Here is a 14346-nt window from a genome sequence, read left to right as displayed (position 1 = left end):
TGGATAGTCATGAGCTTAAAGGGTTGGAAAAGATACGTTCTTGTTTATGTTGTCGCACTGGCAATTTCTCATCTCGTGACAAGCTTTTTTCAAGGTTCGCTGCCCGATCAAGAAGAACCTAATAAAACCGTACAGCTTCAGGTCGTCAATGCGGACCAGTCTATTTCTGATAAGGAAATTAGCATTGGTTATCAGGACATTTATAAGGGATCAAAAGATGACCCGCCAATTTTATTATTGTTGCCCGGTGGGCCTGATGGGCCAGACGTATTTCAAGAAATTATTCCGGATCTGTCTTCAGAAATGAGAATACTTATACCCCATTTGCCGGGTTATGGAAGTGGGAATGATAATTTGCCCAGCTATTCGTTTGAGACCTCATCAGTATATACGGCACAATTTTTAGATACGCTTAATATCTCCGGCGCCCACGCGTTTGGCTTTGGACTTGGTGGCCCCAGTGCTATCCATTTGGCTCACAACCATCCCAATAAAATAAAATCAGTAGGACTTATTGCTTCTGTAGGAGTACAGGAGTTAGAGTTATTAGGAAGTTATCGACTTAATCATGCTGTACACGGGTTACAGTTGGGGACGGTATGGCTGTTGCACAACGCCGTTCCGCATTTTGGGCTTTTTGAAGCTATCGATATTGATGTTTCCTATGCAAAAAGACACTATGAATCTGATCAGAGGCCGCTAAGATCCTACTTAAAACAGCTCCGTAAGCCCATGATCATACTTCATGGCAAGGAAGATCCCTTAGTGCCATTGGCCGCTGCACAAGAGCATTACCGAATTGTTCCACAGAGTAAGCTGCAGCTATATAATGCAGATCACGATCTCTTAGAAACTCATAGCGACTCGGTTAGTCAGGCTATTAAATTATTTGTTGCTGATGTTGAGAAAGGTATTGCTACTACAGCAGATAATGCGAAAGAAGAGCGTTTAGAAGAAGCCAGAAAGTCGTTTTCCAATGTTGAGTTTGCCAAATTCGAAGGTGTTTCACTCTTGATCATCATGTTAATTATCATTTTGGGTACGCTGATTAGTGAGGACTTAACATGCATTGGGGCGGGATTACTGGTAGCCAGGGGACTTATTGGATTTTGGCCTGCTACATTGGCTTGTTTTCTCGGAATTTTTATTTGGGATGTAGGGCTTTACTTGGCCGGAAGGGTGCTTGGAAGGCCTGCCATCAAACGAGCACCTTTAAAATGGATTATATCAGAAAAGGACCTTGAAAAAAGTGCTCAATGGTTCAAGGTAAAAGGGCCTGCAATAATTATTGCGACCAGATTTTTGCCGGGAAGCAGAATGCCAACCTATTTTAGTGCGGGGGTAATACGGGCCGGCTTCTGGATGTTTATTTTTTATTTTATCCTTGCAGGAGTTGTCTGGACCCCCATGCTTGTGGGTATTTCTAAGCTTCTTGGTAATGAATTGCTACGTTATTTTACGGTTTATCAGGATTACGCTATTTGGGTGTTTCTGGGAGCTGTGGCATTTATCATTATGTTTATAAAGTTAGTTATACCCGCCTTCAGTTATAAAGGTCGACGGCTGCTACTGTCCCGTTATCGAAAATTAACCCGTTGGCAATACTGGTGGCCTGTCGTTATCTACACACCCGTAATCCTTTACATTATTTATCTAGGGATTAAATATCGTTGTCTGACATTATTCACGGCTGTTAATCCTGCTATTCCTGACGGTGGATTTGTTGGAGAATCCAAAAGTGCCATTTTAGATTTATTCGGGAAGTCCTCAGCAGTAGCTTCGTATAAGAAGATCCCTTTTGATGAAGAAGTTGAAAACATGCTTGAATCTGCCGCTCATTTTTTGAGCCAGAATAATTTGAGGTTTCCGGTTGTGTTAAAACCGGATGTTGGAGAAAGAGGCAAGGGAGTTAAGGTTATTCATGATCGATATGCTTTACAAGATTATCTTTCTGAATGTTCTGATGATATCATCATACAAGAATTTATCGAAGGCAAAGAAGTAGGAATTTTCTACTATCATAAACCTTCTGAGGAGCAAGGGTGTATTTTTTCTATCACTAAGAAAGAATTGCCACAAGTAATTGGCGATGGACAAAAGACTTTACAAGAGCTCATTTTATCTAAGGATGAAACAGTCAATATGGGCAAAGAATATCTCGAGCAAAATGAAGATCGCTTGTTTGAGATACCCGACGATGAAGAACAAATTTCACTCCTTAATATTGGTACCCATGCCCGTGGGGCAATATTTTATGACGGGAACGAGCTCATCACCAAGACCTTGACAAAAGAGATGAATAAAATCTGCAAGTTAGCGGAGGGTTTTCAATTTGGAAGGTTTGATATTAAAGTGCCAAACTATAAACAGCTAAAAGCAGGAGAGGAGTTAAATATAGTTGAAGTGAATGGCGTTACCTCTGAATCAACAAATATTTATGACGATAAATATTCTTTTATTGAAGGACAAAAAATATTGATGCAGCAGTGGAAAATTGCTTTTGAAATAGGAAATCAACTACGGAATAGCGGGAGCGAGGTTGCGTCGGTGTTTCCCTTTCTAAAACGGGTTTTTAATAACCTAGTGAAAACCAAAGAATAACATTAAAAATATTTTTCTAACATTTCGCTGGCTTTTTCATGTTCAAGGTCAGCAGCTTTTCGTAAGTCTTGCTCTGCCTTGTCCATTTGTTCGGATATCATGTAGCTGCACCCACGGTTAAATAGGAGTTCTACATCTTTCGGATCATTTTCAAGGGCCTTAGTAAAGTGTAAAATAGCTTGTTCATGTTCCCCCAGCATGTGAGCATGAACCATGGCGGCTCCCTTTTGAGCAATGGTATTATCAGCGTTTACATTGATGGCTTTTTTAAATTGCGCAAGCGCTTTCTGGGGTTTCCCATTATTGTGATACAATGTGCCCAGCAATTGATAAAGCTGATCATCATCCGGCTGTTGATCAATAGCAAACAGAAGAAATTTTTGAGCTTCTTCGCCACCTTCATTCATTACCTTGATAAGCGCCTTGTTGCGAAGTGCTTGTGGATGACCGGGCTCTCTGTTTAAAACTTCATTAAACAGTCGCAAAGCATGTTCGTGGTTCTGTTTTTCTAAATTTTCTTTAGCCCGGTTATAAATTTTTTCTGTCTTTTGACCCATAAATTCTTACAAAATCCTCGTTTTCTGGAGTTAAGATACCAATTTTTTATGTGGATGAAAGTTTAATTTGATGAGCTCTTCACCTTTTTTCTGTAGGCATCAATGGCGATCATATTGTTAACTGCATCGGTAAGCGACGTCGGCACTGGATTGTTTTTGAGGATAGCATCGGCGAATGACTCAGCCTGGAGCGTATATTGATTTACAGGTGGAAATGTGATCTCTTTCGTCTTACCATCTTTAAACAACCAAATTCGTGTTGTTTGATCCGGCGGAGCATTGAACGGAATCTCAATAACAATTCTACCATTTGTGCCCATTATGGTCACGTTCTGATGGGGTGCTGTTTGCGTAGCACAGGTAAATGTAGCGGTTCCGGAATCAAATTCAAGCGTTCCGGATGCTAAATAATCCGTTCCAAAATTCGGATCTGTTTTCCAACATCCCGAAACATCGTTTGGCTCCTCCTCAAAAAGAAATCGCGACAGTGAAATGCAATAACAACCTATATCCATAAGTCCGCCTCCACCCATATCAGACTTATTACGGATATTTTCGGGATCATCATTATAATAGGAGAAAAACGAGTTCACTGTCTTAAGGATACCTATCTCTCCATCAGAAACCAATGATTTCGCTTTCTTCCACTGGGGATGAAAGCGATACATAAAAGCTTCCATCACTTTTAGATTCGGATATGCACCTGCTTTTTGCAGTAGCTTTTGTGCCTCTTGACTATTTATGGCGATAGGTTTTTCGCAAAGTACGTGTTTGCCGGCCTTCAATGCCTTCAAAGTTAAAGGAACATGTAAGTGATTCGGCAGCGGATTATAAATAGCATCGATAGCTTGGTCATTTAACAGCTTTGTGTATGACCCGTATGCAGTGGGGATCTGGAGTTTTTTTGCAGCCGCATCTGCCTTTTTTTGCGATCGGGAAGCAATTCCGTTAACCAAACAATTTTCAGCTTGTTGTATGGCTGGTATAACTTTCTCAACGCCTATCTTTGCAGTACTCAGAATGCCCCAGGATACAGTATTCATTAATAGCTAGTGTGTTAAAAATTGATCTTAGTATCCCAAAATATTAGCTGGCCAACAAATATAAAGTTGCAAAACGGGCATTTTCTTTAATATTGCATCCGGGATCAGGAGTAATAAAGTTGAGTGTTATGGGGCTCCCGTTTTGTTGGTTAGATAACACTGAAGTATTGGCAATAATACCCGCTTTACGGGCATGCGGATGTAAACTTATAAATGATATGGTGTCTTCCACTTCTTTAACCGTTTCATTCATGGTTGCACGGTAGTGTCCCTGCGAGAGATTCCACCATCCATATTCATCTCCTTTATTTTTCTGAGGATTGATCAACTCCGTTTCTGCGGCATCGAACTCACTGCCCCCAAAGTCAAGAGAACCGGCCTTGGTAAGTTTGTGGATCGTATTTACAGTTAAATCAATGTGTGTTTCGTGTTGCTGGGTATCTTTGTGAATAATAGATTGAACATGGTTTTGAAGCTCATCAGATTTTAGAAAAAACATAGTATAATACTTTGTTTCAGATGGTTAGGCATGTTTAACAAATCTTACAGAATTCATGATTCCTTTTGGATAACTAATTACTGATATGTTCTAAATCATCCGTTGATTGTGGAGAAAGATACATGCGTTCAAAATTTCGATTCCACCAGTTACCGGTTTCTTTGTATTCGCGATGATTGCTAAATATATATTTAAATAGTCGTGCTCGTATGTATTTGGGGTTCTTATTCTTAAAAGGATTATTTGATAAAAGTTTTAACATTTGTCTGTCACCTTTCAACAGTTTTTTAATAAATCTCAAAAGCCAGCTATTGGATCGAATGGGAGTCATAGCTGCAAACCACATCTGCCAATCAAGTCGAAGGTGGTAAGGGGCCCACTGCATTGGTATCTGTTTAGGGTTACCGGGCTTACCTTTAAACTGATATGCTTTCCAGGTTGTATCTGCGTTAAGCTGATGATCAGCTGTACCCTCAATCACAATCTCATATCGGGTCTGTGTTACTGATCCGAATGCACCATAGGTATTGACTAGATGTAGCGGATTAAAGCTCGCATTCATCCGCTGCTGGGAAGAAATCATGTTTTTGATGGGATCAATACTCAAATAAGCTACCATGAAGCCCACAGCAATCAGAAGAACTCCGAGTAGTGAACTGGTGTAGAGTTGTGCCGGCGGAGAAATTGGGAACAAATAAACCAGATACTTATTGCTTATTCCACTGAATGCCAATATGAGCGTCAACCAGTTTAACCAAGCATAATTACCGCTTATAATTAGATATAGCTGAGATAGGATAATCAAAAGTGCTCCGCTAGTAGCAAATGGTTGCGGTAAAAATAGTAGCCAGACGGCCCCCAATTGTACAATATGATTAAATAGTGTTTCAATCTTGTGGACTTTTTGGGGCAATAAATGAAAATATCTGCTTAATGGATTAGGCATTGGCTGGGTTTCGTGGTGATAATTGAGGCAGGTTAAGTTGCGCCAGCATTTATCGCCCCGCATTTTTATGAGACCGGCTCCAAACTCGACCCTGAAAACCAGCCACCGGAGAACAAATACCATTACTACCGAGCTTTCATATTTAATGGGACCAAGGAAGATGGCATAAAATCCGGCTTCCAAAAGCAATGATTCCCACCCAAAGCCGTAAAATAACTGACCCATATTTACAATTGATAGGTAGAGTACCCAAAGCAAAAACCAGATAAGCATTGAAAGCCACAAAGGTCCTGTGTCTGAGATACCCAGGGCAGCAACCAAAGCAAGGGCAAATCCTATCCAGGCAATAATACCGAAAAACCGATCAGAATAATGCCAATGAAAGATGCTGGGGGATTTCTTAAACGGGATGCGGTTTATAAAACGGGGAACGGGAAGCAACCCGTTTTCGCCCAATAGTGGCCTGAATTGATTTATAGCAACCAGAAATGCAATAACATAGATAAAACCCAGACCACGTTGAATTATGAAAGTACTGAGCCAATATTCTGATTGATATAGTCCTTCAAACATAACACAAGCTTGTATCCAAAGATAGCTTTAATGCATGTTCACACAAGAATATATCATATAATATTGCAGTCACCACATTTTATATCAAATGGGTAATTGCTTTTCTACCACAAAGTTTGATTGGATTTCACCATTTAATAAAACTCGCTGCTTTTGAACGGTAGAAAAACCCATTTTGAAATAGAATGGTCGGTCTAAGGCACTGGTTTCGGTATGTATGGTAGAGATATTCTTGGCCGTAGCATACTCCTCAAGAGCCCTATAAAGTTGTCTGCCGGTACCTTGGCCCCGATAGTCGGGGTGGCAGTAAAAACAGCTTATGTGACCGGTCTTTTCAATTTGACCGATGCCAACGATTCGGTCGTTACTTTCTGCTATAACCGTAAATTTAGTTAGACATGTTTCTTCCCAGTCTTTGAAATGAATATGGTCCGGCGCTATTGAATGCATTTCTGTTTCCGAAAAGCCTTCAGCATTTAAAATGCCTACCGAGTCGCCAAGCAGATGGGCAATTTGTTCAATATCACCTTTTTTGTAGAGTCGTATTTCCATGGATAGGGTGTTAAGGGAGATTTAACTGATAATGTATTAACTATCAGGAGTTTTGCAAATGGGTGAACTTCACCTTCGTAAAATTAGCTTTAAGTATAGCAAAAATAACTACTTAAACTCTAATAAAATTCCGAATAAATGCGATTCTTCCGACATTCTTGGTAAATGCTTTATACAGAGTGACTTACCAAATAAAAAAAGCTGCTCCCCATTATTGGAGAGCAGCTTCATAAGTGTAAAAAAGTGATTAGTAAGAGTTACTTCGTGTGTAGCTTGTGCAGTTGCCGTTTTCCTTTCCGTCTTTTTTACATTCTTCTTTATCTTCAAATCCGCCATCGGAGTAGGCTTCAATATCACCATTTTTGGAGGTTCGTCTCCATCTCCATTCCCCTTTGGCATCTTGGTAAATTTCACATCTTGGCATAAAGCTTTGATACCTTTATTTACTTAAAATTATAACTTCTTATGTAGATAATAATTCTATTTACTATTTACAAAATTTGAACGTACGAATTTGTGTTTTATTTGGGCATTTGGCAGGAAATTCTGATTAAAAGCTTAACTGCTAATCAACTTTAGGTGATAATCGTATTCCGAAGAAAAAATAACTTCGAATCCATTAACATGGCTAACTATAGCAAGCATCAAAAAAAGAAGTCCGGATATAATGAGTGTAATATTTATCGCTTGCAGCAGATAAAAATATAACCGGGAATATTGATCGCGAATAACCTTCTTTTGAAATTTGTTTCTATTGTTAATATAAGCTCGGAAGCTTAAATATATAATTACCAGGGCACCTGAACCGATCCAGAACATAAACCTTTTTGTGGTTTATAGGTTGAAATGGATCATGATGTTCCAACCCAAACCGGTGTTAGGGGAGGAGTTTGAAATCGTAATCTACCTTGTCTTTAATCTCCATATTTGGAAGATCTATAGGCACATCGTGTTCATCTGCTTCCTTTTTTAACTTTGTATAAAAGGTTCTCGATAAAAGCAGACGCTGGTATTCTACACCGTTTTCGTTAATGTAATCTGTAATTGCATCGCGAAGCCGATCCATTTTTTCCATAGACATTAATTATTTTATATGGGATTTCAATTCAGCTAAAAACATAACATAAATTTATCAAAGCAATAAGGGATTATTGCCGTTTAAATATATAATATAAATGATGACACAACTTTTATATCGTCCCACCTATAGAATATTATCACTGAAAAATGATGGTACTGTTATCACTAAGAAATAAATTTACATTTAGAGGTCACTTATCTCCTCAATGCTACTGCTATTCTTTTATTTAATCGGAGTATATGGAATGAAAGAATTTCAAGAAGGAACCAAAACTGACGAACCCCATGACTTACTCAAGCTAAAGGGTACCGAAACGCTTATTATTTTTTGATGGTAGTAAATTCTTCGTTAGGCGTGAATTTGTTTCAGAGTGATTTACTAGCAAGTGAAACAAAGAAGAGGAACAGCTGATATTTGCAATTCCATTTGTAATCCTTCATATCATTGTAGTTGTATTCTTTCTTGCTAATATTACCAATATCTGTACACAGGTATATTATTGTTCCAAACAATAATCATGGAATAAATAAGAGCTTTAGGGATAAACAGCTATTTCTGATCTATTTTTTGCTGCGTTAAATATGAGATGAGCCAAATTATCCCCCAACCAATGCCGGCATACCACCATTGAAAATATAGCAATACTCCAGTGTTAATGGCATATAAGAGGTGAGTAAACCAATCGGGGGCCGAGGTTTTGGTTTTATTCATCATATTCATAAAACCATCCCCAAAATAGACAAGTGATTTAACGAAAAGTAGAAGTCCAGTATATCCCCAAACAAGACCTTTCAAGAAGATGTTAGAAGATAATACTGCAGCGATTATGGCAGCTGTCGCCAGGATATCAACAATAACATCTTTAAGCCAAGACATAACAGTATATTCTTAATTGGATGTGATTTTTATTGCATCCAATTAAAGAATAGTAAGACTTTTTATCCAAACTAATTCACTGGAATCTTTTCCGATATCATCTCGTTTTAAAGAACTTTTTAAGGTCCATCCATCTTTAGGTGAAGTGGCATTTACTAAGTATCCATTGATCTGAATAACTTGTCCTTCTCTGAGCGAGCTTATTTTATCCTTTATTTGCTGTGTAGATCCAATGAGATGCATGTTTGAGGCATGTTTCCACATTGCATTTTTTTCGATAGGGGGCTTTGCCATTTCAAAGTAAAATGAACGATCGGACTGACGAACCATTAGTGAATTTAAATTTCGCTCGTCAGACATCGGTCCCCAGCCAACAACGACATCGGTAGGCACAAGTTCTGAATACTTGTCGAAATAATAATTTTTAATTGAGAGTACCCGCGCTTCAAGATCAATATTGGCTTTGGGAGTTATTTTGAAACCGTTGTACGTAATTTTTTCAGCGTTGTAAGTGATTTCCTGAACAGGGGTTTCAGGGGCAACTACACCGGGTCCATGCTCTACCGGACGTGTTGTCCAGTAATAATAGACACCGCCAATCAGTAAAACGATAAAAAGAATGTGTTTAATCATAATAGGCTCCTGTTTACTATTATGTCTACACTAACAAGATAGCATAAGTGCTATTTGTTACAAGTTAGAAAGGATTTATATAGGTTAGTTGTTTTTAAAAGTTTATAGATATACCCGCCTGCCAGCTTCTACCGGGGGCTGGTTCAAAATACCGTCCTCCAAAAGCATTTACAGTGACGGAGCCATTATACCGAGTGTCAAATAGATTGTTGACATTTATAAATGGTTGTACCTCAATACCTTGAGGGCTAAAAGGCTTTCTGAAGCTAAAAGAAGCATCAAAAATATTGTAGGCGTCGTTTTTGGCCGTATTCAGATTATCAGCCATATAACCGCTTACATGTTTGTAGGTGATCGAAAGTAAAAAGTTCCCGGGCTTCCAGCTGACTTTTCCATTTAGACGAAAGGGAGCAATGCCCGGAACTTCGTTATCTCGTAAAGAAAGACTATCGACAGTTTGGGCCTGTATAAACTCTGCATCGGTAACAGTTGTGTTGGTTGATATTTTCAGATCCGGATGAATTTGCCATCCTACTTGAGCCTCTACACCCGTGTGGCGGGTTTCTCCCTGATTCCGATAGAAGGTAGGCCCATTTGTCTCGAGTTGATAGGGGAACAGGAGGTCTTTGATCCAGAGTTGGTAAAAGGTAAAATCATAAGTTAATGTTTGTGATTGAATATGACCCCTTATTCCGGTTTCTACACCGATTGTTTGTTCAGGTTTTAAATTAGGATTAAAGCCGTTACCACCGCCGGGTCTGTTAACCAGTTCGGTTGTTGTTGGAGCCTCGAATGAGGTGCTAAGATTCGCAAATATATTTTGGCTGCCCGGTCGGTAATTGATTCCAAGGCTTGGGCTCACAGATTGGAAGGTACGATCACCGGATTGTGATGCAGTATTGGCATCGGTACTAAAATTTATCCGATCGTATCTTATTCCTCCGAGAATATTGAACTTGCCTAGCGAATAGGTTGCTGTTGAAAAGATGGCTTGGTTCCAAACCTGTTCAACCTGATTAACGGTAGTGGCCCCACGTGTGGCATCACCGATATTTTCAAACTCTTCCCGATCATCATTCTGGAACTTTGATTCTACGCCGAGTTTTATTTTTAAAGAATCCCATTCTTTATCAAAAGTAGCACGCAGACCACCGGCCAATCGGTCTACAGTAATAATTCCAAATGGCAATGGATTCGTTAAATCTCTGTAAATAGTGTACCCCGTTATATTAAGTATGCCCGCATCTGTTTGTAGCATATAGGAAAGACCGATTTGTCCCTGTGTTATTTGTTTGCCGGCCCCGGCGTCAACAAAGGAGGGGACGGCTTCGGTAGGGTTATTTTGTGCATCAGTTGCAGTTAATGCACTGGGATGTTGTGCTTTTGGCATATAAATAGCCGCTCCCTGATATTGCAGATGACTTTTTGATGTTAGGTTTACAGATCCTGTTACTCCAGATCGTAATACCTGTGCGGCACTATAGTCTCTGAACCCGTCAGTATTCAAATAGCTGGTATACCCCGTCATTTGATGATTTGGGTTGCGAATAGAAAACTCACCTTCAACCTTTTTTGTGCCATAGGATCCAGCCATTGTTTTCAATCGAAAGTTAGTCTCCTGTTTATACCGTGGTTTTGTGGATAGATATAAGACTCCACCGCTGCTATTGCCCCAGTAAGCTGCCGCAGGTCCCCTTAGGAGTTCGGCACGACGAACAAAAGCAGGATCTACAATATTGAGCATGGTTTGTCCGTCAGCCACAGTCAAGGGAATATCATTAAGCACAACCTGAACACCGCGAACGCCGAAAGCAGCACGCCAACCTATGCCTCTGATGGTCAGGCGTTCTCCAAGTGCATAATTTTGACGATCATTAACCCAGATACCCGGCATTTGGTGACTAATGTCCTCAAGCGAAAGTGTGGCATTACTGTTAATATCTATTACGTCCCGGGAAAGGGTGCTCAGCGCAGCTGGGGCATCTGTTGAACTGATCACTGAATGCATTGCTGTGACTTCTATCGGCTCAAGATCAACTTTCAAACTGTCGTTAACTTCTTGAGCATCAGCCGCAACTGTAAAAAAAACAAATAAAGCCATATATATGGCTAGATAACGGATAAAGCTATTTAATGGGTGAAATAGGTTTTGGGGTAATCGAAAGTGATTAATCATACGCTTTACAGAAAACTTAGATCATTAGATAAATTAGTCGACTAAACAAACAGGGATAGATTGCAATTCCTTAGTTGGGAGTTTAAATCAAATAAAAATTTCTGACACTTTTAATTTTTGTTTAATTGTTTTTGTAACCTCAATAGATGAATTACCGTAGTTATTATTGTAATGAAACAGATTATTACATATTTATATCGGAATTATTTTGAAATTATGGCCTTTGGTGTTGGGCTGTTGCTGTTGGCTTTGATGGATCCGTATACTGCAAATGGTCCGGGTTTATGTTTATTGGAAAACCTTGGCTTTCCTTATTGCCCGGGAGACGGATTAGGGCATTCGATATCTTTCATATTTAGAGGTGAAATTTATAATGCTATGAAGTCCAATACTTTAGGACCATTTGCTTTACTTATTATATCAGGAAGAATATTGTATTTATTTTCTCGAAATTATTTAAATCATAACAAAATAAAATAATATCATGGCTAATGTAATAGATTATTTACCTGAACTTGAGGGAGATGAGGCGGCTTATATCTCCAAAGTAATGGAATCGATGGATGAAAAATCAGCCGATCGGTTTACTCAAGTCTACAGGGCACGAAGACAAGATCCACAGACTGTGTTATTAACTGCACTGATTGGTTTTTTTGGAGTAGCGGGAGTCCATAGATTTCTTGTTGGACAATTGGGAATGGGATTATTATATCTGTTTACTGCGGGACTCTGTTTTATCGGGACGATAGTAGATGTTATCAACTATAAAAACCTGGCTTTTGAATATAACAGGGACGTTGCCCGTGAAGTTGTGTCACTGCTTGAATAGTAATTATAAGCCAAATATTCGGTTTACATTGAATCCGAAGCGGAAATCTCCGGCCCAAAATTGTTCCCGATTCTGAGCTATCGCATACTGCTCAAGATGCCATCGAGTAGAGGCGAAAAATAGCTGGAATACATGGCCACCGGTTTGGATATTTAATCCCAAGGAAAAAGCATTTTTGGTTTCCGGATTTCTTTCTCCAATGATGGGATAGTATTCTCCAATAAAGGCAAATCTATCAGATATATTAATTTGTGACCCCAAACCAATTGAAAACAAATGTGTTTGATTACCTGCATTTACAGAACTGAAGTAACCATACATTGGAGATAGCTGTAGCCTAATCTGCTCATTTACTTTTTTGGATATAATGGCCGATGTCAACGTACTTAAGTCATCCTTAAATGGTTGCCTGTTTTGTTGTGTTACGATGCCTAAATCGGCTTTTAACGATATACTGATAGGTTTTGAACCACTGGTGTTTTGTTGTACAATGGCATATTTCGTACGAAAATCAACGACGTTAAACAGCGAAGAACGCCCAATCCCCGCTGTCCACTGATCAGTAATACCGTAATCCAGTCCCAGGCGCACGTTTTGTACGTTGTCTAACCCAAAGAAATTCTGAATAGGGTTAGTTGTTGCTATTCCAAAACTATGCATGATAGTAACGTTTAAATTACCAGCTGACAGATGATCCGTTGTGGCTTGAGAAATCAGGGTAGGGGTCCAGAATGTTTCTACGGGTTCCACAACATTTGCTCTTTCTCTTTCCATTTGAGCTGTGCCCTGCATTGAAAAGAGAAGTAAAAGTACAGGTACCAAGTAAAATTTCAGTTGATCTCTCATAGCTTTTCCAAAAATTAATTGGGAGTTAAGGTAGCAGAAATAGAAACCTCAATTTTTTCACTCACGCGATAAAATAAAATTCCGGGAGGTTCAATATTGTAGTCTTTCATGTTGAGTGTCCATGAGGCCTCAACATGAATTCCTTCTTGTACTTTTTTAAGTGTTCCGGTTATTGTTGTTTGTTTTGATACGCCATGAACAGAGAATTTACCATCTACCATAACTTTCTGGGGTTGATCGCCAATGGGTTTAAAATCCGATACGATCTTGCCATAAAATTCAGCAAATGGATATTTTTGGGCTTCAAGTGTTTTCAGCATGTCGTTATCTCTCTTGTCGATGCCGGTTTTTAAGGTATTGACGTCTACATAGAAATCTACAATGGAGTCAGTCAGTATTATTTTGCCAACAAGGTGGTCAGATTTTCCTGTAAAAGAGTGTAAGGGCACTGATGAGTCGAACTCTACATGGCCCGATTTCGTCATATAGCTCTGTGATGAGCCGGTTACGGGAGCCGCAAAAATCAGTAGAGCAAAAAGGGAGCCGAATGATATGTACCTTCTTTTGTTCATCAATAGCTTAGTGTGTAATGCAAAATATGATTAATTATCCGGCGCACCGTCTGCTATCCAGGCTCTGATGGAATCTATATCTGCCTGAGGTAATGGATCACGCTGATAGGGCATACGTTGTCCGATCTGGGGATTTGCCTCAATTTTATCAACCAGCGGACTTTCGTCTGGATTGCCCGGATCTATTACGTCTTGTTGATATTGATTTCCCACGCTGTTTAAAGCATCATTATAAGAGCTCAAATTGACGCCGCTTTCTTGTGTACCGGAATCATGGCACCCACTAGTTGCACAAGAGGACTGAAAGATGGGAGAAATATCCTGAGAGAAACTTACATTTCGATTTGGGTTCGGGTCAGGATCGGGATCTTGATCTGGGCCGGTACTGCCTCCATCCCCACCGCAGGAAATTAATACAAGAGTGAGAAAACCGAGGCAAACTGTTATAAAAAAACGGGACTTAGATGACAAACGGCTTTTATATTGGTCATCAGTGATGAAATAAGATCTTAAATATTTCATTGGGATCCTCCGGTTTGGGACTTTTATATTTTAGTGATAG

The 14346-nt window shown here is 39.4% G+C and carries 16 protein-coding genes; 3 read left to right on the top strand and 13 right to left on the bottom strand.

Annotated features, from left to right (window positions below):
• Positions 1-9: 9 nt before the first annotated feature.
• Entirely contained in the window at positions 10-2601 is a 2592-nt protein-coding gene (locus ACT3IB_RS02855) for an alpha/beta fold hydrolase (RefSeq protein ID WP_491537513.1), read from the top strand.
• A 2-nt stretch (positions 2602-2603) separates the two neighbouring features.
• On the opposite strand, the gene ACT3IB_RS02850 is transcribed toward ACT3IB_RS02855, so the two are convergent.
• The 10 genes from ACT3IB_RS02850 to ACT3IB_RS02805 form a co-directional block, all read right to left on the bottom strand.
• Complete coding sequence (locus tag ACT3IB_RS02850) at positions 2604-3158, bottom strand: tetratricopeptide repeat protein (RefSeq protein ID WP_491537512.1); 555 nt, start codon at positions 3156-3158, stop codon at positions 2604-2606.
• Positions 3159-3220: 62 nt separating this feature from the next.
• The gene (locus ACT3IB_RS02845; protein WP_491537511.1) at positions 3221-4201 is read right to left on the bottom strand and encodes a Gfo/Idh/MocA family protein; all 981 of its coding nucleotides are present in this window, start codon (positions 4199-4201) and stop codon (positions 3221-3223) included.
• A 43-nt stretch (positions 4202-4244) separates the two neighbouring features.
• Positions 4245-4700, bottom strand: a complete 456-nt coding sequence (locus ACT3IB_RS02840) for a dCTP deaminase/dUTPase family protein (protein ID WP_491537510.1) — start codon at positions 4698-4700, stop codon at positions 4245-4247.
• Positions 4701-4773: 73 nt separating this feature from the next.
• Positions 4774-6219 carry a lipase maturation factor family protein gene (locus tag ACT3IB_RS02835; protein WP_491537509.1) on the bottom strand — a complete coding sequence of 482 codons (1446 nt, stop codon included), beginning with the start codon at positions 6217-6219 and terminating at the stop codon, positions 4774-4776.
• 84 nt (positions 6220-6303) lie between these two features.
• Positions 6304-6771, bottom strand: a complete 468-nt coding sequence (locus ACT3IB_RS02830; protein WP_491537508.1) for a GNAT family N-acetyltransferase — start codon at positions 6769-6771, stop codon at positions 6304-6306.
• Positions 6772-7018: 247 nt separating this feature from the next.
• Entirely contained in the window at positions 7019-7195 is a 177-nt protein-coding gene (locus ACT3IB_RS02825) for a YegP family protein (protein WP_491537507.1), read from the bottom strand.
• 453 nt (positions 7196-7648) lie between these two features.
• Positions 7649-7852, bottom strand: a complete 204-nt coding sequence (locus tag ACT3IB_RS02820; RefSeq protein ID WP_491537506.1) for a hypothetical protein — start codon at positions 7850-7852, stop codon at positions 7649-7651.
• 549 nt (positions 7853-8401) lie between these two features.
• The gene (locus tag ACT3IB_RS02815) at positions 8402-8728 is read right to left on the bottom strand and encodes a hypothetical protein (RefSeq protein ID WP_491537505.1); all 327 of its coding nucleotides are present in this window, start codon (positions 8726-8728) and stop codon (positions 8402-8404) included.
• Between the two features lie 42 nt (positions 8729-8770).
• Positions 8771-9361, bottom strand: coding sequence for a hypothetical protein (locus ACT3IB_RS02810; protein WP_491537504.1), 591 nt, complete (start codon positions 9359-9361; stop codon positions 8771-8773).
• Between the two features lie 94 nt (positions 9362-9455).
• Positions 9456-11462, bottom strand: a complete 2007-nt coding sequence (locus tag ACT3IB_RS02805; protein ID WP_491537503.1) for a TonB-dependent receptor family protein — start codon at positions 11460-11462, stop codon at positions 9456-9458.
• A 246-nt stretch (positions 11463-11708) separates the two neighbouring features.
• On the opposite strand from ACT3IB_RS02805, the gene ACT3IB_RS02800 reads away from it, so the two are divergent.
• Complete coding sequence (locus ACT3IB_RS02800; protein ID WP_491537502.1) at positions 11709-12017, top strand: DUF2752 domain-containing protein; 309 nt, start codon at positions 11709-11711, stop codon at positions 12015-12017.
• Positions 12018-12021: 4 nt separating this feature from the next.
• Positions 12022-12366 (top strand): TM2 domain-containing protein, encoded by a 345-nt coding sequence (locus ACT3IB_RS02795; RefSeq protein ID WP_491537501.1) that lies wholly within the window; start codon positions 12022-12024, stop codon positions 12364-12366.
• A gap of 3 nt (positions 12367-12369) precedes the next feature.
• Here ACT3IB_RS02795 and ACT3IB_RS02790 read toward each other — a convergent pair whose 3' ends face one another.
• From ACT3IB_RS02790 to ACT3IB_RS02780, 3 genes are read right to left on the bottom strand one after another with little or no spacing between them, the layout of a single operon-like run.
• Positions 12370-13212, bottom strand: a complete 843-nt coding sequence (locus ACT3IB_RS02790; protein WP_491537500.1) for a DUF5777 family beta-barrel protein — start codon at positions 13210-13212, stop codon at positions 12370-12372.
• 14 nt (positions 13213-13226) lie between these two features.
• Entirely contained in the window at positions 13227-13784 is a 558-nt protein-coding gene (locus tag ACT3IB_RS02785; RefSeq protein ID WP_491537499.1) for a YceI family protein, read from the bottom strand.
• Positions 13785-13814: 30 nt separating this feature from the next.
• Positions 13815-14306, bottom strand: a complete 492-nt coding sequence (locus tag ACT3IB_RS02780; RefSeq protein ID WP_491537498.1) for a c-type cytochrome domain-containing protein — start codon at positions 14304-14306, stop codon at positions 13815-13817.
• Positions 14307-14346 lie beyond the last annotated feature (40 nt).

The sequence above is a fragment of the Fodinibius sp. GM21 genome (assembly GCF_058386955.1).
The sequence above is the reverse complement of the archived record's forward strand: the minus strand, read 5'-3'. Positions and strand labels throughout refer to the sequence as shown.

Coding starts and splice junctions, on each gene's coding strand:
- ACT3IB_RS02780 (WP_491537498.1), bottom strand. CDS start 14,306: ATGAAATATTTAAGATCTTATTTCATCACTGATGACCAATATAAAAGC.
- ACT3IB_RS02845 (WP_491537511.1), bottom strand. CDS start 4,201: ATGAATACTGTATCCTGGGGCATTCTGAGTACTGCAAAGATAGGCGTT.
- ACT3IB_RS02820 (WP_491537506.1), bottom strand. CDS start 7,852: ATGTCTATGGAAAAAATGGATCGGCTTCGCGATGCAATTACAGATTAC.
- ACT3IB_RS02835 (WP_491537509.1), bottom strand. CDS start 6,219: ATGTTTGAAGGACTATATCAATCAGAATATTGGCTCAGTACTTTCATA.
- ACT3IB_RS02810 (WP_491537504.1), bottom strand. CDS start 9,361: ATGATTAAACACATTCTTTTTATCGTTTTACTGATTGGCGGTGTCTAT.
- ACT3IB_RS02805 (WP_491537503.1), bottom strand. CDS start 11,462: ATGGCTTTATTTGTTTTTTTTACAGTTGCGGCTGATGCTCAAGAAGTT.
- ACT3IB_RS02815 (WP_491537505.1), bottom strand. CDS start 8,728: ATGTCTTGGCTTAAAGATGTTATTGTTGATATCCTGGCGACAGCTGCC.
- ACT3IB_RS02785 (WP_491537499.1), bottom strand. CDS start 13,784: ATGAACAAAAGAAGGTACATATCATTCGGCTCCCTTTTTGCTCTACTG.
- ACT3IB_RS02830 (WP_491537508.1), bottom strand. CDS start 6,771: ATGGAAATACGACTCTACAAAAAAGGTGATATTGAACAAATTGCCCAT.
- ACT3IB_RS02855 (WP_491537513.1), top strand. CDS start 10: ATGAGCTTAAAGGGTTGGAAAAGATACGTTCTTGTTTATGTTGTCGCA.
- ACT3IB_RS02790 (WP_491537500.1), bottom strand. CDS start 13,212: ATGAGAGATCAACTGAAATTTTACTTGGTACCTGTACTTTTACTTCTC.
- ACT3IB_RS02850 (WP_491537512.1), bottom strand. CDS start 3,158: ATGGGTCAAAAGACAGAAAAAATTTATAACCGGGCTAAAGAAAATTTA.
- ACT3IB_RS02800 (WP_491537502.1), top strand. CDS start 11,709: ATGAAACAGATTATTACATATTTATATCGGAATTATTTTGAAATTATG.
- ACT3IB_RS02840 (WP_491537510.1), bottom strand. CDS start 4,700: ATGTTTTTTCTAAAATCTGATGAGCTTCAAAACCATGTTCAATCTATT.
- ACT3IB_RS02825 (WP_491537507.1), bottom strand. CDS start 7,195: ATGCCAAGATGTGAAATTTACCAAGATGCCAAAGGGGAATGGAGATGG.
- ACT3IB_RS02795 (WP_491537501.1), top strand. CDS start 12,022: ATGGCTAATGTAATAGATTATTTACCTGAACTTGAGGGAGATGAGGCG.